Here is a 24,145-nt window from a genome sequence, read left to right as displayed (position 1 = left end):
GCGGCGGAAGCGGCGCGGTAACTTCTCGCGCGTCCGCGGCCGCTCCGGCGATGATGAGCTCCAAGCCCGGATTGTCAATCCCCCTCGGCGTCGTCACGGCCGCTTCTTACGCTCAGCCCATGACCGACGCCGCTCTCGACCGCACCTGCGGCACCTCGACCGATCGCGACGCTGCGACCGGGCTGCGACGCATCGACCACCTGGCGCAGCTGGCCGCGGTCGTCCGCGCATGCCCCGGTCTGCATGTCCGCTACTCCGAGGGACCGGACGCGGACGCCCGCCGCTCCAGCGTCGACACCGAGAGCGGACTGGAGCTCCCCGGGCTCTCCGTCAATCCTCTCGACGCCGAGCGGTGGTGGACGCGTCCCCTGGAGGACTGGCTGGCGCGCCAACTCTGCCAGTACCGGCACCTCGCCGAGCAGGATCCGCAGCGCATCGCCTGGGTCCTCCGGGGCGAGCACTGCGGCCGCGGCCCGGACTGCGAGCCGCTGCTGACGGACGTGGAGCCGATCGCCGTGATCGGCGCGCACGTGCTGCTCGAGGCCAGGGAGCGGTACGAGCGCAACTTCGATGCGGGGCGCGGGCCCGCCGACGACGAGGAGGACCGGGGATGAGCAGAGGGCGGCAGTGGACGGAGGTCGTTCCCGGCTTCTTCGGCATCAGCGTGGCGGACGTCAACTGCTACCTCGTGCAGACCGCGGACGGGCTGACGCTGTTCGATGCGGGACTGCCGCGCAGCAGGGGCGTGCTGCGCGACCTGCTCGGTCACCTCGCGGCGAAAGAGACAGACATCGATGCGGTCGTCCTGACGCACGGGCACTTCGACCACGTCGGTGTCGCGTGCGGGCTGCACGAGGAGGGGGTCTCCGTGTTCGTCCACCCTCGCGACGCACACCTGGCTCGTCATCCGTACAGCTACCGTCCGGCCTCACCGCGCGTCCCCTACGTGCTCACCCATCCGCGGGGGATCCCGACCATCACCCGGATGGCACTCGCCGGAGCGCTGAACGGCCGGGGCGTCGAGGCGCAGCCGCGCGTGAGACACGAGCATCCGATCGACGCCCCTGGGACCCCGATCGCGCTGTGGACTCCCGGGCACACGGAAGGGCACTGCGCATACCTGTTCGAGGAGTTCGGGGTGCTCATCGCCGGCGACGCCCTCGTGACGCTCGACCCGTATACCGGCGAGACCGGACCCCAGATCGTCGCCAGGGCGGCCACGGCCGACACCGCGGAGGCGATGGAGTCGCTGGACACCCTGGCACGGACGAGCGCGCGGGTCGTTCTGACGGGCCACGGAGAGCCCGTCCTGGACGGTGTGGGGCCCGCGGTCGCCGCCGCCCGGCGACGCGGACCCCACTGAGTCCTCGACCTCAGTCGAGCAGCGTCTCCCCGATGTAGCCGCCCTCCGCGCACCCCGGGGGCACCGCGAACACGGCGGATCCGATCGGGACCGTCCACTCGTTGAGCAGGTCGAGCTCGTCGAGCCGTTGCTGCATGGGGACGAACTGCCGCGCGACGTCGGCCTGGAACGCGGCGAAGAGCAGCCCGGATTCGGAGACGCCGCCTCCGGCCGGGCGCTCGTCGTAGTTGTACGCCCGTCGGAAGATGCGCTCCGTCCCGTCCCCGCGTGCGCGCCGGATGTGCGCGAACGCCGGGATGACGGGGAACCCGATGGCCGTCGTCGCGTCGAAGTCCGGCTCGTCGAACTCCGACGTCCCCGTGAGCGGCGCACCGTCGCGGAGCGTCCGCCCCACCGAGGCCTCGCGGCCTCCGCGATCCAGGCGGTCCCAGGCGTCGAGGTCCATGCGGATGCGGCGGAGGACCATGCCCGTGCCGCCGGCCAGCCAGCCGTCCTCACTCCAGACCACCCGGTCGAAGTCGTCGGTCCCCGGCTGCGGGTTGCTCGTGCCGTCGACCTGGCCGAAGAGGTTGCGCATGGTCGTGCCCGGTCGCTCGGTGCCGTGTGCCCGGCGGAAGCCCTGCTGGATCCATCGCACGGTCGCGAAGCCGCGCGCGTCCTTCAGGAGCATGCGCTGCGCGTGCGCGACGGTCAGAGGGTCGTCGGCGGCGAGCTGGAGGAGCAGGTCCCCATCCGAGAACTCCGGCTGCAGGCGGTCCACGCGGAAGGCGGGCAGCGGAGCGAGCCAGGACGGACTGCTGCCGCCGGCCCGTGCCACGAGAGCCGGGCCGAAGCCGAACGTGACGGTCAACCGGGCCGGGGCGAGTGCGAGTTCCGGCTCCGAGTCCGCGAGCGCCGATCGTCCCTGGGTGAGCCGCGCCGCGTCGTCCGTGAGGATGCGCAGGAGCCGGCGGAGTCCGTCGCGGTCGACCTCCGGCCGGAGGTCGAGCGTCACGAACGAGCCGTGCGCCTGGGCAGGGGTGTCGATCCCGGCCTGATGGACACCGTGGAACGGGACGGTGAGGGAGCCGTTGAGCGGTGCGGGGGCCGCGGGAGCCTCCGTGTCCGCTCGCGTGAGGGCGAGGTCGGCCCCGACCGCGACGGCGGCGCCGACACCGGCGACAGCCCCTCCGAGGAGGAACTGCCGCCGGGTCGAGCCGGTGCGGCCGGTGCGCGCGCCCGAGACGCGCGCGGCCATCAGTGGTCCATGCCCTCGTGGTCGTCGGCGCCGTCGTAGTTCTCGTTCGCGCCGGAGTAGTCCTTCACCGGCGCGGCGAACTCGAACGTGGAGTCGTCCGACAGGGTGACGGTGAAAGCGACCTCGTCACCGGCTTCCAGAGGCTCGGAGAGGTCCATCATCATGATGTGATTCCCCCCGGGCTCGAGGGCGAGGCTGCCGCCGGCGGGGACGACGAAACCCCCGGCGATCTCCCGCATGACCATCTCCCCGGCCTCGTTCTCCACGGTTTCGTGCAGCTCGATCATCGGCGAGGCGGCGGAGGTGACCGATGTCACCGTCACGTCCTCCTCGCCCTCGTTGACGAGCACGCCGAAAGCCGCGGACATGCCGTCGTCGGCCGCCTTGACCCAGGCGTCGTCGATCCGGAGATCGTCACCGGCGAGGGCGCTGGTCGGCGTCTGGGCTGTGGGCGCGGTGCACCCGGTGAGCGCGACGAGCGAGAGGACGATCGCCGCGCCGAGGCGGGGGAGGGAAGTGCGAATGTTCATGATGATGCCTTTCAGGAGTTCGCTGCCGTGTCGTCGCCGGATTCCGGCGGCACGGCGGCCGCGCGGCGGCGGCGGAGGATGAGGAGGAAGGCGAAGGCGGCGACGGCGAGTGCCGCGCCCGCCCCGCCGACGAGCAGGACCCGGACCGGGCCGCCCGTCTCGTCTGCGTTCTGATCCGATGCGGTCGACGACCCGCCCGAGGCGGACGCGGTCGGCTCCGGGTTCCCTGTCGACTCGAGCGGAACGGCGTCTCCGACGGCGAAGGGGATGACCCCCGCGATCGGGTGCCCGTCCTCGGAGACGACCTGCCAGCGCACCTGGTACCCGCCGTCGGGCATGTCGGGCAGGAGGGCGGCGGTGACGTTCCGTCCGCGCACCTCCACCTCGCCCGTGGCCCAGTCCTCGCCCTCCGCGTCGACGATGAGGACGACGGCCCCGGCGGTCGACTCGTCGAGGACGAGGAGCTCGCCCGAGAACGTCATCGTCACACTGACGGGCGCGGTGTCGAGCCGTTCTCCGTCGGCGGGGCTGCTCTCGATGAGTTGGTCATGGGCGGTCGCCGGCGCTGCCGTCGCGAGGATCGCGACAGCCGCCAGCACCGCCCCGGCCGCGAATCTGCGGACAGGGGACATGGAAGAGCCTCTCTTCAGACGTCGCCGAGCGACGCGGGTACCTGCGTTCGGACGCGCGCGTCATCGGGGACGGCGCGAGGACGCACCGCACGGCGGGAGGCCGCGGGCGCGGATCAGAGCGCGGGGAGAGAGGGCGGGCGCGCCCGAGAAGCGGAGTGAGGAGGCGAAGACCACGGCCCGCCGGCACGAGGAAGAGCCCGGCGAGGCGGAACGGAGAAGCAGCGGCGCGCGGGGCGAGCGTCGCATCCGCACGCCGACGCACCCAGCGGACCAGTCGGACGGCGAGAGCGCGCAGGGTGAGGAGCAGCCGCTCCCCGCGGTGGAGCGCCGTCACGGTGAGGAGGGCGGCGAGTGTGTGCCCGAGCCACATCGAGGCGTCGGCGGTCGCGACGACGGCCGTGCCCTCGGCCGCGGGGAGCACGAGCGGAGCGCCGTGCACGTGACGGACAGCCACGCCGGACGCGCTGACCGTGCCGAGCACGAAGAGCACGTGGAAGAGGAACTGGCTCACGGCCACCGAGAGGGTGAGTCGGGTGAGGGAGAGCGTCCGCCCGGCGAGGAGCACGCTGACCATGAAGGCGAACAGCCAGGGCACCAGGATGCCCAGAGGACCCGGCATCTCTCCGCCGCCGCTCACGTGACCGGCGAGAGCCACGAAGATCGCGAGCGACGAGGTCGCGAAGCCCCGCACGACGGCGGGCTTGCGGGACGGGCTCACGGGCACCAGTCTGCCATGCGGCGGCGGTCGCCGCGGGCGTGAGCCGGGCGTCAGCTCCGCGGTGCGCCGGAGCGCTTCACGACGTCGTAGGCCGCGAGCGCTGCCTTGCGGGTCTCGCCGAGGCCGACGATCGGCTCGGCGGGGGCGTCTGCGGCCCAGCGCCCGATGTACTGTCCTTCGCCGTCGAACTTCTTGGCCTGCAGCTCCGGGTTGAACACGCGGAAGTACGGGGCGGCGTCCGCGCCGGAACCCGCGACCCACTGCCAGTTGAAGGGGTTGCTCGCGTCGTCGGCGTCCACCAGCGTGTCCCAGAACCACTCCTCGCCGAGCCGCCAGTCGATGAGGAGGTTCTTGACGAGGAACGATGCCGTGACCATCCGCACCCGGTTGTGCATGTACCCGGTGTGCCAGAGCTCGCGCATGCCCGCGTCGACGAGGGGGACTCCGGTCTCGCCGTGCTGCCAGAGTTCCAGCCGCGCGGGGTCCAGGGGAGGCCACGGGAACGCGTCGAACTCGCGCCGCAGGTTCTTCGTCGCGAGATCCGGGAAGTGGAACAGCGTGTGCCAGGCGAACTCGCGCCAGCCGATCTCCGAGAGGAATCCGCCGGCCCCGTCGACGTCGATCGCCTCGTGCCACACGGTGAAGGGGCTGAGCTCGCCCCAGCGCAGTCGCGGAGACAGCCGTGAGGTGGCACCGGCGGCCGGGGCGTCGCGAGCGCGATCGTACGTGCGGAGGTCTTCGGCGAGGAAGTGCCGCAGCCGGCGGCGTGCGGCGGGCTCGCCGGGCTCCCACGTCTCGCGGAGTCCGCCCGCCCAGTCCGGGGCGGTCGGCAGCAGGCCCCAGTCGTCGAGCGGATCGGAGCGGAGCCGCCGGCCGGCGCCGCGAAGCTCGCGGGGCTCGGGGAGCGGAGCGCGCGGGGCCGGAAGGGCCAGACAGGCCCGCCAGAACGGCGTGAAGACGGAATAGTGCGTGCCGCTCCCGGTGGTGACCGTCCACGGCTCGTGCAGGAGCGACCCCGCGAAAGACGCGACCTGGAGGCCGTCGTCGCGCAGCGTCGCCTTCAGCCCCGCGTCGATCTCGCGCCCGGCCGCCCCGTAGCGGCGGTTCCAGAAGACCGCTCCGGCGCCCGACTCGGCGACCAGCTCCCGCACGATCCGGTCGGCGGGCCCGTGCCGCAGCACCAGCGTCGCCCCCTTCTCCTGCAGCCGCTCGGCGAGCGAGGCCAGCGAATGGTGCAGCCACCAGCGCGCCGCGCCGCCCAGCGGACGGATGCCGGGGGACTCCTCGTCGAGGACGAAGAGCGCGATGATCGGTTCGTCGCGCTCGACGGCGGCACGCAGCGCGGGGTTGTCCGCCAGGCGGAGATCGTCGCGGAACCAGACGATCGAGGGCGACGTCATCGGGTCGCCCACAGCGCCCAGGCGACCAGCAGCGGCTGCAGGAACAGGCGGCCGAACCGCCGCCGGTCCGTGTCGAGCCCCGGCGTCGATCGCCCGGTGCGCCACTGATGCCAGTTGCCGGGGAAGACCGCGGCGAAGAAACCGGCCGTCGCCACTCCCATCCGACGGCGCTCGCGGGGCAGCGCCACCAGCCCCGCCGCGAGCGCGACCTCGGCCGCACCGGACGCCAGGACGATCGCGTCCTTGTCCATCCGGGTGAGGCGGGTCGCCCAGTCGGGCACGACGACCCGGAACCCGCGTGTCTGCGTGAAGTGCAGCACGCCCATCGCGCCGAGGGCGAGAGCGAGGAGCCAGCGGGCGATCGTCCGTGTCATGCGCCCACGCTACCGTCCCCGTCGGACGCCGTGCCTGCCACACTGAGGCGATGACCGTGCTGCGCATCACCGTCCTCTTCCTCCTCGCCGCCATCGCCGAGATCGGCGGCGCCTGGCTCATCTGGCAGGCGGTGAAGGAGGAGAGGGGCTGGTTGTTCGCGGTCCTCGGGGTCATGGCGCTCGGCGCCTACGGATTCATCGCGGCTCTCCAGCCGGATGCGAACTTCGGCCGCGTCCTGGCCGCGTACGGCGGGATCTTCATCGCCGGCTCCCTCGCCTGGGGCGTCATCGTCGACGGATTCCGCCCCACGTCGTGGGACGTGATCGGCTCCGTGGTGGCGCTGGCCGGGGCGGCGATCATCATCTTCGCGCCGACGGTCGCGGATCCGCTGTCCGAGACCGCCGCGTGACGGTCGGCGACCCGCGAGCGGACGAGTAGCCTAGATCCAGACCCAGATGGAGTGATCAGTGCCTGAAAACGCCCAGCCGACCGACGGCTTCGCCCTGTTCTCTGACCGAAACGTCGTCGCCATGCGCGTCGGCGGCGTCCTCAAGGACCTCGCCGCGACGGTCACCGAGACCGACGACGTCGAGCCCGTCACGATCGACAGCCCCGACGGCCTGAACATCCTGCGTCACTCGACCGCGCACGTGCTGGCCCAGGCGGTGCAGCGGATCAACCCGCAGGCGAACCTCGGCATCGGTCCGCCCATCACGGACGGCTTCTACTACGACTTCGGCGTCGACACCCCGTTCACGCCGGAGGACATCAAGGCGATCTCCAAGGAGATGCAGCGCATCGTCCGCGAGGGCCAGCGCTTCGTCCGTCGCGTCGTGACGGACGAAGAGGCTCGTGCGGAGCTCGCGGACGAGCCGTTCAAGCTCGAGCTCATCGGACTCAAGGGTCCTTCGACAGGCTCAGGGACCCAGGGTGCTGCCGAGATCGCCGAGGGGGCCTCCGTCGAGGTGGGCGAGGGCGAGCTCACGATCTACGACAACACCACCCGTGACGGCGAGGTCGTCTGGAAGGACCTCTGCCGCGGTCCGCACCTGCCCAACACGCGCATGATCGGCAACGGCTGGGACCTCACCCGCATCGCCGCCGCGTACTGGCGGGGGAGCGAGAAGAACCCGCAGCTCCAGCGGATCTACGGCACCGCATGGCCGACGAAGGACGAGCTGCGCGCCTACCAGGAGCGCATCGCCGAGGCCGAGCGTCGCGACCACCGCAAGCTCGGCGCCGAGATGGACCTGTTCTCCTTCCCGGACGAGATCGGCTCGGGGCTGGCGGTCTTCCATCCCAAGGGCGGCATCATCCGCTACGAGATCGAGGAGAACCTGCGCAAGCACCTGCTGCGCAACGGCTACGACCTCGTCAACAGCCCGCACATCACGAAGAAGGATCTCTTCATGACGTCGGGGCACCTGCAGACCTACGCGGACGGCATGTTCCCCCCGATGCACCTCGACGAGGTCGTCGACGACGAGGGCAACGTCACCCGCCAGGGCCAGGACTACTACCTCAAGCCGATGAACTGCCCGTTCCACAACCTCATCTTCCGTTCGCGCGGGCGCTCCTACCGGGAGCTGCCGCTGCGTCTGGCCGAGTTCGGCACGGTCTACCGCTATGAGAAGAGCGGAACGCTGTCAGGGCTGACCCGCGTGCGCGGTCTGACCCAGGACGACGCGCACATCTACGTCGCCCAGGGCCAGGTCAAGGAGGAGCTCACCACCAACCTGAACCTCGTCCTCGACCTGCTCCGCGACTACGGCCTCAACGATTTCTACCTCGAGCTCTCGACGAACGAGGAGGGCAACCCGAAGTTCCTCGGCGAGCCCGAGCAGTGGTCGACGGCGATCGACACGCTGCGCGAGGTCGCGATCGAGTCCGGTCTCGAGCTCGTGGCCGACCCGGGCGGCGCCGCCTTCTACGGCCCGAAGATCTCGGTGCAGGCCCGCGACGCCATCGGCCGCACGTGGCAGATGTCGACGATCCAGCTCGACTTCAACCAGCCCGACCGCTTCGAGCTGGAGTACACCGGTCCCGACGGGCAGAAGCACCGGCCTGTGATGATCCACCGGGCGCTCCTCGGCTCCGTCGAGCGCTTCTTCGCGATCCTCCTCGAGCACTACGCCGGCGACTTCCCGCTCTGGCTCGCGCCGAGCCAGGTGGTGGGTGTGCCGGTGGCCGAGCAGTACGGCGACTACCTGGACGACGTCATCGCGCAGCTGCGCGCGGCGGGCGTGCGGGCCGACGTCGACCACTCCGACGACCGCATGCAGAAGAAGATCCGGAATCACACCACGGCGAAGGTCCCGGTCATCCTCATCGTGGGGGAGCAGGACCGCGCCGCCGGCACGGTGTCGTTCCGCTTCCGCGACGGCACGCAGGAGAACGGCGTGCCGGTGGCCGACGCGGTGCGCCGTATCAGCGCCGCCATCGCCTCGCACGCGCTGGTGTTGAAGGCGGGTGACCTCGCATGACGGGCGGTGAGGCGGACCTTGAGGACGCCTCCCGTCTCGTCGGGGTGCCCGACGAGTTCCAGCGGCTGTGGACCCCGCATCGGATGGCGTACATCCAGGCCGGGCCGGAACCACTGCGCGAGGAATGCCCGTTCTGCGAGGCGCCGAAGTACCCGGATGCCGAGCGGCTCATCGTGGCGCGTGGGGAGACCGCCTACGTGCTGCTGAACCTGTTCCCGTACAACTCGGGGCACCTGCTCGTGTGCCCGTACCGGCACATCGCCACCTACGACCAGGCGACGCCCGAGGAGGTCGCGGAGATCGGTGCGCTCACGCAGACCGCGATGCGCGTGCTCCGCGAGGTCTCGGGCTGCGACGGCTTCAACCTCGGGATGAACCAGGGAGCGGTGGCCGGAGCGGGCGTGGACGCGCATCTGCATCAGCACGTGGTGCCGCGGTGGCGCTCGGACGCGAACTTCTTCCCGATCATCGCCAAGACGAAGGCGCTCCCGCAGCTCCTCGGTGAGGTGCGGGAGGCCGTCGCGGAGGCCTGGCCCGCCGCCGATCGTTGAGCCGTCGCGTCGCTGAGCCGCCTCTGGGTCGCTGAGCCTGTCGAAGCGTCGTGACCCGGCCCTTCGACAGGCTCAGGGACCCAGCGCGGGCCCGCTCAGGGACCTAAGTCGAGGAGGAGTCAGCGCACCTGGCGGGCGGTGAACTGCATCCGCGGGTTCGCGTAGAACTCCTGCGCCTCGACGAGCTGCAGCTCGCGCTCGCCCGAGTCGAGCGTGGCCTGAAGCAGGTCGTAGACGCTCGAGGCGGTGCGCTCCAGAGCGGTCTGCGCGCTGCCGGTCGCGACGTAGTGCGCGGTGAACAGCGCGGCGGTCACGTCTCCGGAGCCGTTGGCCTTCATCGGCAGGTGCGGCGTCTGCACGAGCCAGGCGCCCGCGTCGTCGACGGCGAGCATCTCGATGGTGCCCTCTTCGCGGTCGGGCCGCTCGACGCTCGTGACGAGCACCGTACGCGGCCCCATCGCCCGCGCGAGGTCGACCGAGGCGAGGGTCGACTCGAGCGTGTCCGGCTCGGTCTCGGTGAGGAAGCCGAGCTCGAACTGGTTCGGCGTGATGATGTCGGCCACGGGAACCACGCGTTCGCGGAGCAGGATCGGGATGGCCGGAGCCACGAAGCAGCCGGACTTGGCGTTGCCCATGACCGGGTCGCACGCGTACAGCGCATTCGGGTTGGCCGCCTTCACCCGGGAGACCGCGTCGATGATGACGTCGCCGATGCCCTCGCTGCCCTGGTAGCCGCTGAGCACGGCGTCGATGGAACCGAACACGCCGCGTTCCTCGATGCCGGTGATGACCTCGCCGACGTCGGTCGGGTCGATCAGCGGGCCGCGCCAGGCGCCGTAGCCGGTGTGGTTCGAGAACGTCACGGTGTAGACCGGCAGCACCTCGACGCCGATGCGCTGCAGCGGGAAGACGGCGGCGGAGTTGCCGACGTGACCGTACGCGACGGCGGACTGGATGGACAGGATCTTCATACCCGGTCCCTTTCATTCTTGGCGGGGCGGTGCCCGCGTCGGGTGGTCATCGTCCGGCGGCGACGAGGTCGGCGATGAGGGTCTCCGTGTCGTCCTCGGAGAGGTCGTGCACGGTGAGTCGGAGGTGATGCGAGGGCTCGGCGCGCTCGTCGAGCGCGAAGTCGTCACCGGTGCGCGCGAGCCAGCCGCGCCGCATGAGGTGGTCGGCGACGGTGCGCGCGGGCTTCTCGAATCCGACCCACAGGCTCAGGCCGTCGGGGTCGGGCGCGTCGATCCCCTCCGCGCGCAGGCGTCCCGCGAACGCGGCGTTCCGCGCGGCGTAGTGCCGGCCCGCCTCCGCGATCTCCTCGCGGACGTCGGGGTCGGTGAGCTGGGCGAGCGTGAGGCGCTGCAGCAGGTGACTGACCCACGTGGTACCGGGGCTGAGCCGCATCGCGAGGCGCTCCGCCGTCTCCGGGTCGGTCGCCGCGAGCGCGAGGCACATGTCAGGGCCGAGGAACTTCGACACCGAGCGGACCAGGGCGAATCGCCGGTGCTCGGGTCCGATCAGCGATTCGTAGGGACGCTGGGAGAGCAGAGAGAAGTGGTCGTCCTCGATGACGAGCACATAGGGGTGGTCGGCGAGCACGCCCCGCAGCGCCTCGGCGCGGGCGGGGGAGAGGCTCACCCCCGTCGGATTCTGCGCGCGCGGGGTGCAGATGACGGCGCGGACGCCCGCGTCCAGAGCGGCGCGGAGACCGTCGACGGTCATCCCCTCCTCGTCCACCGGCACCGTGATGGCCCGGTATCCGCCCAGCCGCACGGTGTGGATGCTCGCGAGGAAGCAGGGGTCCTCGAGCGCCACGGCGTCGTCACGCATGAGCGCCTGCGCGAGCAGACGTTCCACGGCATCCACCGCACCGCTGGTCACGGTGACCCGGAAGTCGTGACCGGGGAGGTCGGCGCCCATCCACTCCCGCGCCCACGCTTCGAGACCGCGGTCGATCACCGGCTCTCCGTAGAGCACGGGACGACGACCGATCGTGCCGAGCGCCTGCGACGGGTCGGGGATGCGCGCCGGGTCAGGGTTGCCGGTGCCGATGTCGCGGAGCACGGTGTCCGGCGCGTAGCCCTCCTGCGGCACGACGTCGACGCCCGCGACGACCGTGCCCGCGCGCCCGCGCGAGTGCACGAGTCCCGCTTGGGCGAGCTGGCGATACGCGGCGACGGCGGTGTTGCGGTTGACGCCGAGCGTCGCCGCGAGCTCGCGCACGGGAGGGAGGACCTCGCCGGGACGGAGCGTGCCACGATCCCGGAGGGCGCGCACGCTGTCCGCGATCTCCGCCGCGGTGGTTCCCCTGATCTGCTCGCTCATGATCCTCCTCCGAGATTCTAGGTGGATCGGACAGTGCTACCTTTGATCTAGATCAAAACCGATTTCGGATCATCCGACAGGAGACCCCCATGACCGAGCAGCCCACCACCGGATCCGCACGCGTGAAGCGCGGTCTCGCCGAGATGCTCAAGGGGGGCGTCATCATGGACGTCGTCACCGCCGAGCAGGCGAAGATCGCCGAAGACGCCGGTGCCGTCGCCGTGATGGCGCTGGAGCGTGTCCCCGCGGACATCCGTGCGCAGGGCGGGGTCTCGCGGATGAGCGACCCGGACATGATCGACAGCATCATCGACGCGGTGTCCATCCCCGTCATGGCGAAGGCGCGGATCGGGCACTTCGTCGAGGCGCAGGTGCTGCAGGAGCTCGGCGTCGACTACATCGACGAGTCCGAGGTACTCTCGCCCGCCGACTACGTGAACCACATCGACAAGTTCGGCTTCACCGTGCCGTTCGTCTGCGGAGCCACGAACCTGGGGGAGGCGCTGCGTCGTATCAACGAGGGCGCCGCGATGATCCGCTCCAAGGGTGAGGCCGGCACGGGTGACGTCTCCGAGGCGATGAAGCACATCCGGAAGATCCGGGGAGAGATCGCGGCGCTGACCGCGCTGCCGAAGGATGAGCTGTTCGTCGCCGCGAAGGAGCTGCAGGCACCGTACGAGCTCGTCGCGGAGATCGCCGAGACCGGGAAGCTCCCCGTGGTGCTCTTCGTCGCCGGTGGCGTCGCGACCCCGGCCGACGCGGCGATGATGATGCAGCTCGGCGCCGACGGCGTCTTCGTCGGCTCCGGCATCTTCAAGTCCGGCAACCCCGCGGAGCGGGCGAAGGCCATCGTCAAGGCCACCACGTTCTTCGACGACCCGAAGGTGATCGCCGAGGTCTCGCGCGGCCTGGGCGAGGCGATGGTCGGCATCAACGTCAGCGACCTGCCTGCGCCGCACCGCCTCGCCGAGCGTGGCTGGTAGCCCGCGCGTCGGCGTCCTCGCGCTTCAGGGGGACGTGCGGGAGCACGCCGCGCTCCTGGAAGTGCTCGGCGCCGACGTGGCGCTGGTCCGTCGGCCTGAGGAGCTCGCCCGGGTCGACGGACTCGTGATCCCGGGGGGCGAATCGACCGTGATCGACAAGCTCGCCCGGCTGTTCGGGTTGCAGCAGCCGATCCGCGACGCGATCGCGGACGGGATGCCGGTGCTCGGCACCTGCGCGGGGCTGATCCTGCTGGCCGATGAGGTCGTCGACGCGATCGACGGACAGCAGAGTTTCGGCGGACTCGATGCGGTCGTGCGGCGCAACGCGTTCGGGCGTCAGGCCGAATCGTTCGAGGCCGAGCTGACCGTGCCCGCGTTCGACGAGCCGGTGACGGCCGCCTTCATCCGCGGACCTGTCGTGGAGGCGGTCGGGCCGCAGGCCTCGGTGCTCGCGACCCTGCCCGACGGTCGCGTGGTCGGAGTGGAGCAGGACGGATTGCTCGGACTCAGCTTCCACCCGGAGATCACCAACGAGACGCGGTTCCACCGACGCTTCCTCGACCGGGTCTCCCGCCGCTGACGGTGTCGTGGGTTCAGGCCCGCGCGCGAGATCAGGCGCGTCCGCGCGCAGGTGCCTGAACTCGCGCGAACACCTGCGCGAGCGGGACAACAGCGGCGGCGCGGCACGGTTCGATAGACTGGACGACGCCCTGGGCGGCGTTCCGGGGCGCAGACGACGAGCGGAGACTTATGTCCGGGCATTCCAAGTGGGCCACGACCAAGCACAAGAAGGCCGTCATCGACGCGCGCCGTGCGAAGTCCTGGGCCAAGCTCATCAAGAACATCGAGGTCGCGGCCAAGCTGGGCGGCGCCGACCTGCAGGGCAACCCGACGCTCTTCGACGCGGTGCTCAAGGCGAAGAAGACCTCGGTCCCCAAGGACAACATCGACCGCGCCATCAAGCGCGGCGCCGGCATCGGCGGTGAGGCCGTCGAGTACACCTCGATCATGTACGAGGGCTACGGGCCCAACGGTGTCGCCCTCATGATCGAGTGTCTGACCGACAACAAGAACCGCGCCGCGGCCGAGGTGCGCACCGCCCTCAGCCGCAACGGCGGCACCCTCGCCGACCCGGGCAGCGTGGCGTACAACTTCAGCCGCAAGGGCGTCATCGTCGTCGGTTCCGAGGGCACGACCGAGGACGACGTCATGATGGCGGCGCTGGAGGCCGGGGCCGAGGAGATCGAGCCGCACGCCGAGGGCTTCGAGGTCATCACCGAGGCGAGCGACCTCGTGGCCGTCCGTTCCGCGCTGCAGGACGCGGGGATCGAGTACGAGTCGGCCGACGTCGAGTTCGTGCCGAACCTCAAGGTCGAGATCGACGCCGAGACCGCCCGCAAGGTGTTCCGCCTCATCGATGCGCTCGAGGACAGCGAGGACGTGCAGAACGTCTTCAGCAACTTCGATCTGTCGCCCGAGGTCCAGGCAGAGCTCGAGAACGACGACGCGTAGGCGCGGCGCGAGCCGGCGACGCGGCGCGCGGCCTAGCCTGGTCAGGTGACCACTTCGTTGCGCGTGCTCGGCATCGACCCCGGACTCACCCGGTGCGGTGTGGGCATCGTCGACGTCGATCGCGCTCGTCGGGGCACGCTCGTCCATGTCGGAGTCATCCGCTCCGCCCCGGATGCGGAGATCGGCGACCGGCTCGCGATCGTCGCTGCGGGGATCCGCGCGGCGATCGCCGAGCACCGGCCCGATGCCGTCGCGGTCGAGCGGGTGTTCGCCCAGCAGAACACGCACACGGTCATGGGCACCGCGCAGGCGAGCGGGGTCGCGCTGCTGATCGCCGCAGAGGCCGGCCTGCCGGCGGCGACCCACACTCCCAGCGAGGTGAAGGCCGCGGTGACCGGGTACGGGTCCGCCGACAAGCGTCAGGTCCAGGCGATGATCGCCCGGCTCCTGCGGCTGGACGCGCCTCCGCAGCCCGCGGACGCGGCAGACGCCCTGGCGATCGCCCTGTGTCACGCCTGGCGCCGCGGCGCTCCCTCGACGAGGCGGACGGAGGGTGGCCTCACTCCCGCGCAGCGTGCCTGGGCCGACGCGGAGCGTGTCGCTCGAACATATCTACGAGCCGGCTCCTAGACTGTCGGAATGATCTCCTCTCTACACGGCACCGTGCTGCACACGACGCCGGACCAGGTCATCATCGACGTCGGGGGCGTGGGCTTCGCGGTCGCCGTCCCCGCCGATGTCGCCCACACCGCGACGGTGGGGGAGAAGCTCCTCCTGCACACGAGCCTCATCGTGCGGGAGGACTCGCTCTCGCTGTTCGGCTTCGCCGACCGCGGCGAGCTGGAGATCTTCACCCTGCTGCTCAGCGTCACCGGCGTCGGCCCGAAGTCGGCGCTCGGGGTGCTGTCGCACCTCACCGCCGACCAGATCGCGGAGGCCGTGACCGCAGAGGACGATGCACCGTTCCGGCGGGTCTCCGGCATCGGACCGAAGACCGCGAAGCTCATCGTCGTGCAGCTCGCCGGCAAGGTCCAGGCCGTGGCCGCCCCGTCGGCGCCCGCCGCCTCGGGAGGGGACGATGTCGTCGCCCAGGTGACGGTGGCTCTGGTCGGCCTCGGGTGGTCCGAGAAGGTCGCGGCGGAGGCGGCGACCCAGACGGCGACGGACGCCACGGATGCCGAGCGAGCCTCCGTGGCCCTGCTGCTGCGGCGCACGCTCGCGCTGCTCGGCCCGGCGCAGGGAGGCCAGGGCCGTGGCTGACGCCCTCGATCCGACCGAGCCGACCGACGAGTCCGAACTCGCCATCGAGGGCGCTCTCCGCCCGTCGAGCCTCGGCGAGTTCGTCGGACAGCAGAAGGTGCGCGGGCAGCTGCAGCTCCTCCTGGAGGCGGCCCGCATCCAGTCCCGGCCCGCAGACCACATCCTGCTCGCCGGTCCCCCCGGCCTGGGCAAGACCACGCTGGCGATGATCGTCGCCCACGAGAGCGATCGTCCGCTGCGCATGTCCAGCGGCCCCGCGATCCAGCACGCCGGCGACCTCGCGGCGCTGCTGTCGAGCCTCGTGCCCGGCGAGGTGCTCTTCATCGACGAGATCCATCGCATGGCCCGGTCGGCGGAGGAGATGCTGTACCTCGCGATGGAGGACTACCGGATCGACATCATGGTCGGCAAGGGCGCGGGGGCGACCAGCATCCCGCTGGAGCTCTCCCCGTTCACGCTCGTCGGCGCCACCACGCGTTCCGGACTGCTGCCCAATCCGCTCCGCGACCGCTTCGGCTTCACCGGTCACCTCGAGTTCTACGACGAGGGCGAGCTGGAGCAGGTCATCGGACGCTCCGCCTCCGTGCTCGGCGTCGACCTCCCGACGGACTCGCTCTCCGAGATCGCGCGACGCTCCCGCGGGACCCCGCGCATCGCCAACCGCCTGCTGCGTCGCGTCCGCGACTACGCGCTCGTCCATGGCGGGGGTGCGGCGACCCTGCGCGGCGTCCAGGCCGCGCTGGACCTCTACGACGTCGACGCGATCGGCCTGGACCGACTGGACCGCGCGGTGCTGGACGCCCTGGTGCGGCGCTTCCGCGGCGGACCGGTCGGCCTCAGCACCCTCGCGGTGGCGGTGGGAGAGGAGCCGGAGACGGTGGAGAGCGTGGTCGAGCCCTATCTCGTGCGGATCGGCTTCCTCGGTCGCACCCCCCGCGGGCGGGTCGCGACGCCGGAGGCGTATGCCCACCTCGGCGTGGCGCACCCGGACGGGATGCTGAAGTTGGATGACCTATAATCGCTGAAGACTTCCCCGATACCGCTGTGCGCCCAAAGGCTGGTGCGTGCACCTGAGAAAGGCGCCATCCCCATGCCCATGGAATTTGTCCTCTTCGGACTCCTCGCCGTCCTGCTGATCTTCATGATCTTCAACACGCGCAAGCGCACCCGGCAGATGAAGGCCGAGCAGGAGGAGAAGGCGACCAAGACGGTTCCCGGCGCCAAGGTCCTGCTGCAGGGCGGCATCTACGGCACCATCGTCGCGTACGACGCCGAAGACCTCGACTCCCCGGCCCTGGTGGAGATCGCGCCCGGCACCGTGATCGAGGTGCACAGCCAGGCGATCCTCCGCATCGTGGAGCCCAAGGACGCCATCGTCGACGCGCCCGTCGACGGCGTGGACGATCACAGCGTCGACGAGACCGCCGCCCCCGCGGTCGAGACGCCCGAGGAGACCCGCGCCCGCCTCGAGCGGGACGCCGACGACAAGTAAGACGAAGGCCGTCGCGGCCTCCCGGATCACCGTCCTTCCAGAAAGCTGAACACACGTGGCTTCATCCTCTCCTGTCCGTCACGCCTGGCGGGTCCTCCTCGGCCTGCTCCTCGTGACGGGCGTGCTCTTCGGCATCAACGCGCTGGGTGTGTACGTCTTCAAGCAGAGCTCGTGGACACCCGAGCTCGCGCTCGACCTGCAGGGCGGCACCCAGATCATCCTGAGTGCCGAGACGGAGGACGGAGCAGCGCCGACGCAGGAGCAGCTCGACCAGGCCGCTGCGATCATCCGCCAGCGCGTCGACGCCTCCGGTGTGGCCGAGGCCGACATCACCACCGAGGGCGGACGCAACATCGTCGTCCAGATCCCCGGTGAGGCGGACGAGCAGACGCGGCAGCGGATCCAGTCCAGCGCCCAGCTCGAGTTCCGTCCGGTGCTCTACACCACGGCCGCGAGCACGGAGTTCGTCGGAGAGGACGGCAACTCCACCCCGTACCCGAGCCCTGACCCCTCGCTGAACGCCGAGCCCACGGCCGAGCCCACCGACGCCAGCGACCTGTCGTGGGTCACGGACAAGCTCGCGGCGGAGTTCCAGGCGTACGACTGCGCCAACCCGTCCAACGACCCGTCCAAGGCGCCGAAGGACGAGCCGGTGATCGCCTGCTCGCCCGACGACACCGCGAAGTTCATCCTCGGCCCGGCGGAGCTCGACGGCCGCGCGATCACCGACGCGACGGCGGGACGCGACCCGCGCTCGGGCGCCTGGATCGTGCAGCTCACCATGAACGGCGACGGCGCGGACGCCTTCGGCCAGGTGAGCACCCGGCTCAACCAGAACCGCATCGACGGGCTGTCGCCGCGCGACCAGTTCGCCTTCGTGCTCGACGGCGAGGTCATCAGCGCGCCACGCATGAACGGCGTCATCCTCGACGGCCGCCCCAGCATCTCCGGCAGCTTCACGCAGGAGAGCGCGACGACGCTGGCCGATCAGCTCAAGTTCGGAGCCCTCCCGCTCAGCTTCGAGGTGCAGAGCTCGGACACGATCTCCGCGACCCTCGGCACTCAGCAGCTCCAGATCGGTCTCATCGCGGGCCTCATCGGCCTCGCGCTCGTGGCGGTGTACTCGCTGCTGTCGTACCGGGCGCTCGGGACGGTGATCATCGCGTCCATCGCGGTGATGGCGGTGCTGACCTACATCGTCATCTGCATCCTGGCGTGGCGGATCGGCTTCCGCCTGTCGCTCGCCGGCGTCGCGGGCCTGATCGTGTCCATTGGCTTCACCGCCGACTCCTTCATCGTCTACTTCGAGCGCATCCGCGATGAGCTGCGCGACGGCAAGTCGATCACGGGTGCCGTCGAGGACGGCTGGGGTCGGGCGAAGCGGACGATCTACATCTCCAAGTCGATCAACGTCCTGGCCGCGGTGGTGCTGTACATCCTCGCCGACTCGACGGTGAAGGGCTTCGCGTTCACGCTCGGCCTCACCACCGTGATCGACGTGCTGATCTTCGTGATCTTCACCCACCCGGTGATGCAGCTGCTCGCTCGTACGCGGTTCTTCGGCGGCGGGCACAAGCTCTCCGGTCTGGATCCGGAGGCCCTGGGCGCCGTGTACCGGAGCCGCTCGCAATACCGCGAGGTCGCCACGGCGTCCGCGGGGCGCGGGGCGAAGAACGCGCGTTCGCGCGGAGAGGCGGATCGCCGGCAGACCATCGCCGAGCGCAAGCGGGCGGAGGCCCTCGCCGCCGAGAGACAGACCACGGCCGGAAGGGAGGGAGACAACTGATGCCTTCCATGAATGAGTTCGGCAACAACCTCTACACGGGCAAGACCTCCTTCCCGTTCGTGGGGCGCCGCCGCCTCTGGTTCATCATCGCGATCGCCCTGGTCGTCGGCTCCGCGCTCGTTCCGCTGTTCCGTCCGATCCAGTTCTCGATCGAGTTCACCGGCGGCTCGCAGTTCACGGTGACCGCACCGGACACCACGGATCAGGACACCGCGACCGAAGCGGTGCAGTCGGTCGTCCCCGGCGCGGCGACCAAGGTGGTCATCGTCAACGACCAGGACGTCCGCGTGCAGACCGACCAGATGACCGAGGGTGAGACGCAGCAGGTGGCGCGCGCCCTCGCCGACGCCTACGGTGTCGAGCCGGACGCCGTCGCCTCCTCGTTCATCGGCCCGGCCTGGGGCGAGAGCGTGACCCGGCAGTCGCTGTGGGGCCTGGCGATCTTCCTCGCGCTGACCTTCCTGATCCTCGCGATCTACTTCCGCACGTGGAAGATGTCGGCGGCCGCGATCATCGGTCTCCTCGACGTGCTCGTGATCACCGTCGGCGTGTACGCCCTCGCCGGATTCGAGATCTCGCCGGCGGCCGTCATCGGCTTCCTGACGATCCTCGCGTACTCCCTGTACGACACCACCGTGGTGTTCGACAAGATCAGGGAGAACACGACGGAGGACGGGGAGAAGACGTCGCGGCTGTTCGGGGAATCGGTCAACCTCGCGGTGAACCAGACCCTCATCCGCTCGATCAACACCTCCGTGGTGGCCGCGCTGCCGGTCGGTGCGATCCTCTTCATCGGCGCCTTCTGGCTCGGTGCGGAGACGCTGACCGACATCTCGCTGTCGATCTTCGTGGGCATCCTCGTGGCGACGTACTCGACGCTCTTCGTGGCCGCGCCGCTGTACTCGCTCTTCCGCGAGAACGAGCCGCAGATCAAGGAGCGCGACGCCCGTATCCGCGCGGCACGGAGCAAAGCGGCTGTCGACGCCTGACGCCCCCGCCGCGGGGCCGCCCCCCGCTCAGCGCGCGTAGGATTGTCTGATTCGGAGGTGAGTGGATGGCGGAGCCGCAGACGGCATCGCAGGGTTCGAGTCTGCGACGGCTGGTGCCCCGCATCTTCTCGCGTGCGTCCCGGATCAACGATCTCGACAACCTGATCCGCACCGTCAGGGCGAACCACCCCAAGGGCGACTTCGCCGTCATCTCCCGCGCCTATGCCGTGGCGAAGGAGAAGCACGAGGGACAGAAGCGGCAGAGCGGCGAGCCGTACATCACGCATCCGCTCGCCGTCGCCCAGATCCTCGCGGAGCTGGGGCTCGGCCCGCGGGCGATCGCGGCCGCCCTGCTGCACGACACCGTCGAGGACACGGGCTACGCGCTCACCGATCTCACCGCCGAGTTCGGCGACGAGGTCGCGATGCTCGTGGACGGCGTGACCAAGCTCGACAAGGTCAAGTACGGCGAGAGCGCACAGGCCGAGACCGTGCGCAAGATGATCGTCGCGATGTCGAAGGACATCCGCGTGCTGCTCATCAAGCTCGCCGACCGGCTGCACAACGCCCGCACCTGGGGCTTCGTCCCGCCGGAGAAGGCGGCGAAGAAGGCCAAGGAGACGCTCGAGATCTACGCGCCGCTGGCCAATCGCCTCGGTATCCAGGCGATCAAGTCGGAGCTCGAAGACCTCTCCTTCGCCGTCCTCCACCCGAAGATCTACAACGAGATCCACAGCCTCATCGCCCAGCGCACCCGCAGCGGGAGAAGTACCTGAGCCAGGTCATCGAGGAGATCGACGAGGACCTCCGCGACCTGCGCATCCGCGGCAAGGTCGTCGGCCGGCCCAAGCAGCTGTACTCGGTGTACCAGAAGATGGTCATCCGCGGCCGCGAGTTCGACGACATCTACGACCTGATCGGCATCCGGGTCCTCGTGTCCTCCGTGCGCGACTGCTACGCCGTGCTCGGCGCCATCCACGCCCGCTGGACGCCGCTGCCCGGCCGGTTCAAGGACTACATCGCCACCCCGAAGTTCAACCTCTACCAGTCGCTGCACACGACCGTGATCGGCCCGGCCGGACGGACGGTCGAGATCCAGATCCGCACGCACGAGATGCATCACCAGGCGGAGTACGGCGTCGCCGCGCACTGGATGTACAAGGAGCGGATGAACGGCGGCGGCAAGGCCGAGGTCCGCGCCTCCGACACCGACATGGCGTGGCTGGCGCACATCTCCGATTGGCAGGCCGAGACCGCGGACCCCGGGGAGTTCCTCGACTCCCTGCGGTTCGAGATCGGCGCCAAGGAGGTCTACGTCTTCACGCCGAAGGGGCGGGTGATCGGCCTCCCGGCCGGCGCCACCCCGGTCGACTTCGCCTATGCCGTGCACACCGAGATCGGGCACCGCACCATGGGCGCCAAGGTCAACGGACGCCTGGTGCCGCTGGAGTCGGAGCTGAAGAGCGGCGACGTCGTCGAGGTCTTCACCTCGAAGAACCCGGACGCGGGGCCCAGCCAGGATTGGCTCGGCTTCGTCAAGAGCACGCGAGCCAGGAACAAGATCCGCGGCTGGTTCACGAAGGAGCGCCGCGAGGAGGCCATCGAGCAGGGCAAGGAGGCGATCGCGCGCGCGATGCGCCGGCAGAACCTGCCGCTGCAGCGTCTGATGAGCCAGGACTCGTTCACCGAGGTCGCCCACCAGATGCACTACGAGGACGTCTCGGGTCTCTACGCCGCCGTCGGCGAGGGGCACGTCTCGACGCAGTCGGTGCTCGAGAAGGTCACCGCGCTCGTCGCCACCGACGAGCCCACCACCGGGGCGATCGACCTGCCGGGAAGCGTCCAGACCCGAGAGACCCGGGGTGGCGACTCGGGCGTGCTCGTGCGCGGCGCGAACGACATCCTGGTGAAGCTGGCGAAGTGCTGCACGCCCGTCCCCGGCGACCCCATCGTCGGGTTCGTCACCCGGGGGAGCGGCGTCTCCGTGCACCGGGCGGACTGCGTGAACGTGAAGGCCCTCAGCGGCGAGCAGGACCGCTTCGTCGAGGTCTCTTGGGCGCCGACGAAGAAGAGCGTCTTCCGGGTGCAGATCCAGGTCGAGGCCCTCGATCGTTCCGGCCTCCTCTCGGACGTCACGCGGGTTCTCAGCGAGCATCACGTGAACATCCTCTCGGCGACCGTGTCGACGACCGACGAGCGCCTGGCGCTGAGCCGCTTCGTGTTCGAGATGGGCGACGCCGTGCACCTGGACCGCGTCCTGAACGCGGTGCGCCGGATCGACGCGGTCTACGACGTGTACCGCGTCACCTCCTCCTGACCAGCCGCTCCAGTGCGGCGAGGCCGCTGACGCTGCCCGGAACGCGCGACCGGGTCCGCAGGCTGCCGATGGCGTCGTCGAGCGCTTCCGGGTGGGCCTGAGCGAGCGCCTGCATCCACGGGAGGACCGCGGGTCCCGGTGCAGACTCGTGGCCAGGTCGCACATCGTCCGGACGGGCGTGGAGACGGCGATCCCTCCGAGCAGCTGCACGTCCGTCCGAGGAAGCCTGGTGTCGTGGAAGACGACTCTGGCGTGCACGCGTGGGCGCACCCGCCGCTCGACGCAGCGTCGCGCGTGATGGACGGCCGGCGGCTCGTCGCGGGCGCCGTGGATCCAGGCGGCACTGGGCCCGCAGGCGGCGGCGCCGTCCTGGATGAGCGTGGCGATGCTGCTCGCCCGCACGTCGGCGGACTCCGGCAGGTCCGCGGGGATGTAGGCGTCGCCGATCTCGACGACATGACCGTCCAGGCGGGCGGCGCAGAGTTCCGGCCTGCTGAGGCGCGAACCGGGGAGATAGAGCAGAGCGGGGTGCATGACGCCAGTGTGGCGTCGCGCACCCCGCTCAGACGGAGATGGCCGGACCTGTGGAGAGCTCAGCCGCCGAGAGCGTTGAGCCAGGCGCGACGGGCCTCGAGGGCGTCCGCGGCCTCCTTGGCGGCCTTGCTGTCACCGGCCTTCTCGGCGGCGGCCAGTTCGGCCTCCAGCTTCTCGATGGCTTCGTGCAGCTGCGAGCTCATGTCGTTCGCTCGCGCCTTGGTCTCCGGGTTGTTCTTCTTCCAGTCGACGTCCTCGCGGGCCTTGAGCGCCTGCTCGATGACGCGGAGCTTGTCGTCGAGCGCACGCTCCTTGTCGCGCGGGAAGATGCGACCGACCTCGTCCCACTCCCGCTGGATGCGCGTGAGCAGGGCGCGGGCGCGCTTGATGTTCGGCTCGTCGGCGACCGCCTTCGCCTGCTCGAGCAGCGCCTGCCGGGCCTCGATCTTGGGAGCGGAGTCGGCCTCCTCGGCGGCGGCCTGCTCGGCGCGTGCGGCATAGAGCGCGTCGCCGGCGGCCTTGAACCGTGCCCAGAGGGCGTCGTCGGCCTTGCGTCCGGCGCGTCCGGCCGTCTTCCACTCGTCGAGGAGGGAGCGGTAGGCGGGGATGCCGTCGACGCCGCGCGGCGCCAGGGCCTCGGCCCGTTCGACCAGTCGGGACTTCGCGTCGCGCGCGGCCTTGTGCGCATCGTCGAGCTCGGAGTAGAACGCCCGGCGGTGCTTGTCGACGACGGCCCTGGCGTCGCGGAACCGCTTCCAGAGCTGCTGCGAGACGCCCTTGGACAGGCGCGGACCGTTCTGCTGCTGCGCCTGCCAGGCCTCGAACAGCTCGTTGAGCTCGGCGGTGACCTGCTTCCACTGCACCTTGCTCAGGTCGCGGGCGGCGATGGCCTCGGCACGCTCGACGAGGGCGGTGCGCTCGGCGACGGCCTGCTCGACGAGCTCCTTCGCCTGCTGTGCCTCCTGGGCCGTGGCCTCGGACAGCGACGCGGTCAGCGCGGTGAGACGATCACGGAGACCGGCGAGGTCGCCGACGGCCGCGGCGTCCGTGGCCTCGTCGATGAGGTGCGCGGCCTGCTTCGACAGGTCGCTCGCGGAGGCGCCGCCGGCCTGGTGGCGCTGCTCCAGGGCGACGACCTTGAAGGCGATGTCGTCGTACTTGCGGACGAAGTAGGCCAGGGCCTCGTCGGGGGTGCCGTCCGGGTACTGACCGACGACGCGCCAGGACTCACCCTCGCGCACCTCGACGGTGCCGTCTTCGGAGACACGGCCCCATTCGCCGGCGGACGAGACCGGAGTCGGCTTCGCGGCGGCCGGGGCGACGGCGGCCGGAGTCGGCGTCTTCCGCGGCATCGGCACGGCGGGCGGGGTGGGAACGGGCGGGGTCGGCTTCGCGGGCTCGTTGGCAGACACGGTGATTCTCCTTGCGCGGTCACGCCGCGGGAGGCGGAAAGGACGAGGCTCAGCCTAGTACGCCCTCTCTGATCCGCGAGACCCCGTCTTCCCGCCGAGACCCCGCGATTCGTGCGCGAACGAGGCGGGGTCTCGGCGACGAGGCGGGGTCTCGCGGGGAGGGACGTTACCGTTTCGTGAGCAGAACGTTCGATGCAGGACACACTGCGCGTCATCTGCGGGTAACACGGCGCTCCTATCGTCGCG

At 70.5% G+C, this 24,145-nt stretch carries 23 protein-coding genes and 1 pseudogene; 15 read left to right on the top strand and 9 right to left on the bottom strand.

The annotated features are described in order from the left end of the window. Positions 1-119: 119 nt before the first annotated feature. Together AC2W7E_RS01995 and AC2W7E_RS01990 are read left to right on the top strand one after the other, a co-directional pair. The gene (locus AC2W7E_RS01995) at positions 120-614 is read left to right on the top strand and encodes a DUF6098 family protein (protein ID WP_231729437.1); all 495 of its coding nucleotides are present in this window, start codon (positions 120-122) and stop codon (positions 612-614) included. Next, a complete protein-coding gene (locus AC2W7E_RS01990) occupies positions 611-1,363 on the top strand; it encodes an MBL fold metallo-hydrolase (RefSeq protein ID WP_485988434.1) in 753 nt (250 codons plus the stop codon). The genes AC2W7E_RS01995 and AC2W7E_RS01990 overlap by 4 nt, the downstream gene beginning before the upstream one ends. Positions 1,364-1,373: 10 nt before the next feature. Here the strand turns inward: AC2W7E_RS01990 and AC2W7E_RS01985 are convergent, their stop codons facing one another. From AC2W7E_RS01985 to AC2W7E_RS01960, 6 genes are read right to left on the bottom strand one after another with little or no spacing between them, the layout of a single operon-like run. Continuing rightward, a complete protein-coding gene (locus AC2W7E_RS01985; RefSeq protein ID WP_485988433.1) occupies positions 1,374-2,600 on the bottom strand; it encodes a Dyp-type peroxidase in 1,227 nt (408 codons plus the stop codon). Continuing rightward, the gene (locus AC2W7E_RS01980) at positions 2,600-3,130 is read right to left on the bottom strand and encodes a copper chaperone PCu(A)C (RefSeq protein ID WP_485988432.1); all 531 of its coding nucleotides are present in this window, start codon (positions 3,128-3,130) and stop codon (positions 2,600-2,602) included. Before AC2W7E_RS01980 ends, AC2W7E_RS01985 begins: the two co-directional genes overlap by 1 nt. Before the next feature lie 11 nt (positions 3,131-3,141). Continuing rightward, positions 3,142-3,762, bottom strand: a complete 621-nt coding sequence (locus tag AC2W7E_RS01975; RefSeq protein ID WP_485988431.1) for a copper resistance CopC family protein — start codon at positions 3,760-3,762, stop codon at positions 3,142-3,144. Further along, entirely contained in the window at positions 3,677-4,480 is an 804-nt protein-coding gene (locus AC2W7E_RS01970) for a hypothetical protein (protein WP_485988430.1), read from the bottom strand. Before AC2W7E_RS01970 ends, AC2W7E_RS01975 begins: the two co-directional genes overlap by 86 nt. A 50-nt stretch (positions 4,481-4,530) precedes the next feature. Next, positions 4,531-5,880: a cryptochrome/photolyase family protein gene (locus AC2W7E_RS01965; protein WP_485988429.1), complete on the bottom strand. Its 1,350-nt coding sequence runs from the start codon at positions 5,878-5,880 to the stop codon at positions 4,531-4,533. Continuing rightward, entirely contained in the window at positions 5,877-6,254 is a 378-nt protein-coding gene (locus AC2W7E_RS01960; RefSeq protein ID WP_025103536.1) for a DoxX family protein, read from the bottom strand. The genes AC2W7E_RS01965 and AC2W7E_RS01960 overlap by 4 nt, the downstream gene beginning before the upstream one ends. A 50-nt stretch (positions 6,255-6,304) precedes the next feature. Between AC2W7E_RS01960 and AC2W7E_RS01955 the strand changes: the two genes are divergently transcribed. The 3 genes from AC2W7E_RS01955 (at position 6,305) to AC2W7E_RS01945 (ending at position 9,289) form a co-directional block, all read left to right on the top strand. Continuing rightward, on the top strand, positions 6,305-6,664 hold the full coding sequence (locus AC2W7E_RS01955) for a YnfA family protein (protein ID WP_025103535.1): 360 nt from the start codon (positions 6,305-6,307) through the stop codon (positions 6,662-6,664). Between the two features lie 121 nt (positions 6,665-6,785). Further along, on the top strand, positions 6,786-8,738 hold the full coding sequence (gene thrS, locus AC2W7E_RS01950) for a threonine--tRNA ligase (protein ID WP_231729614.1): 1,953 nt from the start codon (positions 6,786-6,788) through the stop codon (positions 8,736-8,738). Further along, entirely contained in the window at positions 8,735-9,289 is a 555-nt protein-coding gene (locus AC2W7E_RS01945; RefSeq protein ID WP_025103533.1) for an HIT family protein, read from the top strand. Before thrS ends, AC2W7E_RS01945 begins: the two co-directional genes overlap by 4 nt. Before the next feature lie 119 nt (positions 9,290-9,408). Here AC2W7E_RS01945 and pdxY read toward each other — a convergent pair whose 3' ends face one another. Next, positions 9,409-10,260, bottom strand: coding sequence for a pyridoxal kinase PdxY (gene pdxY / locus AC2W7E_RS01940; RefSeq protein ID WP_062634460.1), 852 nt, complete (start codon positions 10,258-10,260; stop codon positions 9,409-9,411). 46 nt (positions 10,261-10,306) lie between these two features. Then, complete coding sequence (locus AC2W7E_RS01935) at positions 10,307-11,614, bottom strand: aminotransferase class I/II-fold pyridoxal phosphate-dependent enzyme (protein WP_025103531.1); 1,308 nt, start codon at positions 11,612-11,614, stop codon at positions 10,307-10,309. 89 nt (positions 11,615-11,703) lie between these two features. On the opposite strand from AC2W7E_RS01935, the gene pdxS reads away from it, so the two are divergent. From pdxS to AC2W7E_RS01885, 10 genes and pseudogenes are all read left to right on the top strand, one after another. Then, complete coding sequence (gene pdxS, locus AC2W7E_RS01930) at positions 11,704-12,597, top strand: pyridoxal 5'-phosphate synthase lyase subunit PdxS (RefSeq protein WP_025103530.1); 894 nt, start codon at positions 11,704-11,706, stop codon at positions 12,595-12,597. Beyond that, positions 12,587-13,177, top strand: coding sequence for a pyridoxal 5'-phosphate synthase glutaminase subunit PdxT (pdxT, locus tag AC2W7E_RS01925; RefSeq protein ID WP_025103529.1), 591 nt, complete (start codon positions 12,587-12,589; stop codon positions 13,175-13,177). The genes pdxS and pdxT overlap by 11 nt, the downstream gene beginning before the upstream one ends. Positions 13,178-13,347: 170 nt before the next feature. Next, positions 13,348-14,109, top strand: coding sequence for a YebC/PmpR family DNA-binding transcriptional regulator (locus AC2W7E_RS01920; protein ID WP_025103528.1), 762 nt, complete (start codon positions 13,348-13,350; stop codon positions 14,107-14,109). Positions 14,110-14,154: 45 nt separating this feature from the next. Further along, positions 14,155-14,739 carry a crossover junction endodeoxyribonuclease RuvC gene (gene ruvC / locus AC2W7E_RS01915; RefSeq protein ID WP_485988428.1) on the top strand — a complete coding sequence of 195 codons (585 nt, stop codon included), beginning with the start codon at positions 14,155-14,157 and terminating at the stop codon, positions 14,737-14,739. 9 nt (positions 14,740-14,748) lie between these two features. Then, entirely contained in the window at positions 14,749-15,369 is a 621-nt protein-coding gene (gene ruvA, locus AC2W7E_RS01910) for a Holliday junction branch migration protein RuvA (protein ID WP_338566122.1), read from the top strand. Further along, positions 15,362-16,387, top strand: coding sequence for a Holliday junction branch migration DNA helicase RuvB (gene ruvB / locus AC2W7E_RS01905; protein WP_025103525.1), 1,026 nt, complete (start codon positions 15,362-15,364; stop codon positions 16,385-16,387). The genes ruvA and ruvB overlap by 8 nt, the downstream gene beginning before the upstream one ends. A gap of 72 nt (positions 16,388-16,459) precedes the next feature. After that, positions 16,460-16,861 (top strand): preprotein translocase subunit YajC, encoded by a 402-nt coding sequence (locus AC2W7E_RS01900; RefSeq protein WP_308195758.1) that lies wholly within the window; start codon positions 16,460-16,462, stop codon positions 16,859-16,861. 55 nt (positions 16,862-16,916) lie between these two features. Further along, on the top strand, positions 16,917-18,647 hold the full coding sequence (gene secD, locus AC2W7E_RS01895) for a protein translocase subunit SecD (RefSeq protein WP_062634464.1): 1,731 nt from the start codon (positions 16,917-16,919) through the stop codon (positions 18,645-18,647). Continuing rightward, positions 18,647-19,636 (top strand): protein translocase subunit SecF, encoded by a 990-nt coding sequence (gene secF / locus AC2W7E_RS01890; protein WP_025103522.1) that lies wholly within the window; start codon positions 18,647-18,649, stop codon positions 19,634-19,636. The genes secD and secF overlap by 1 nt, the downstream gene beginning before the upstream one ends. 65 nt (positions 19,637-19,701) lie before the next feature. Continuing rightward, positions 19,702-21,953: pseudogene (locus AC2W7E_RS01885) on the top strand (RelA/SpoT family protein). A gap of 593 nt (positions 21,954-22,546) precedes the next feature. Here AC2W7E_RS01885 and AC2W7E_RS01880 read toward each other — a convergent pair. After that, the gene (locus AC2W7E_RS01880) at positions 22,547-23,899 is read right to left on the bottom strand and encodes a DUF349 domain-containing protein (protein WP_025103519.1); all 1,353 of its coding nucleotides are present in this window, start codon (positions 23,897-23,899) and stop codon (positions 22,547-22,549) included. Positions 23,900-24,145 lie beyond the last annotated feature (246 nt).

The organism is Microbacterium sp. CFSPD4_SD4, from assembly GCF_057364585.1.
The sequence above is the reverse complement of the archived record's forward strand: the minus strand, read 5'-3'. Positions and strand labels throughout refer to the sequence as shown.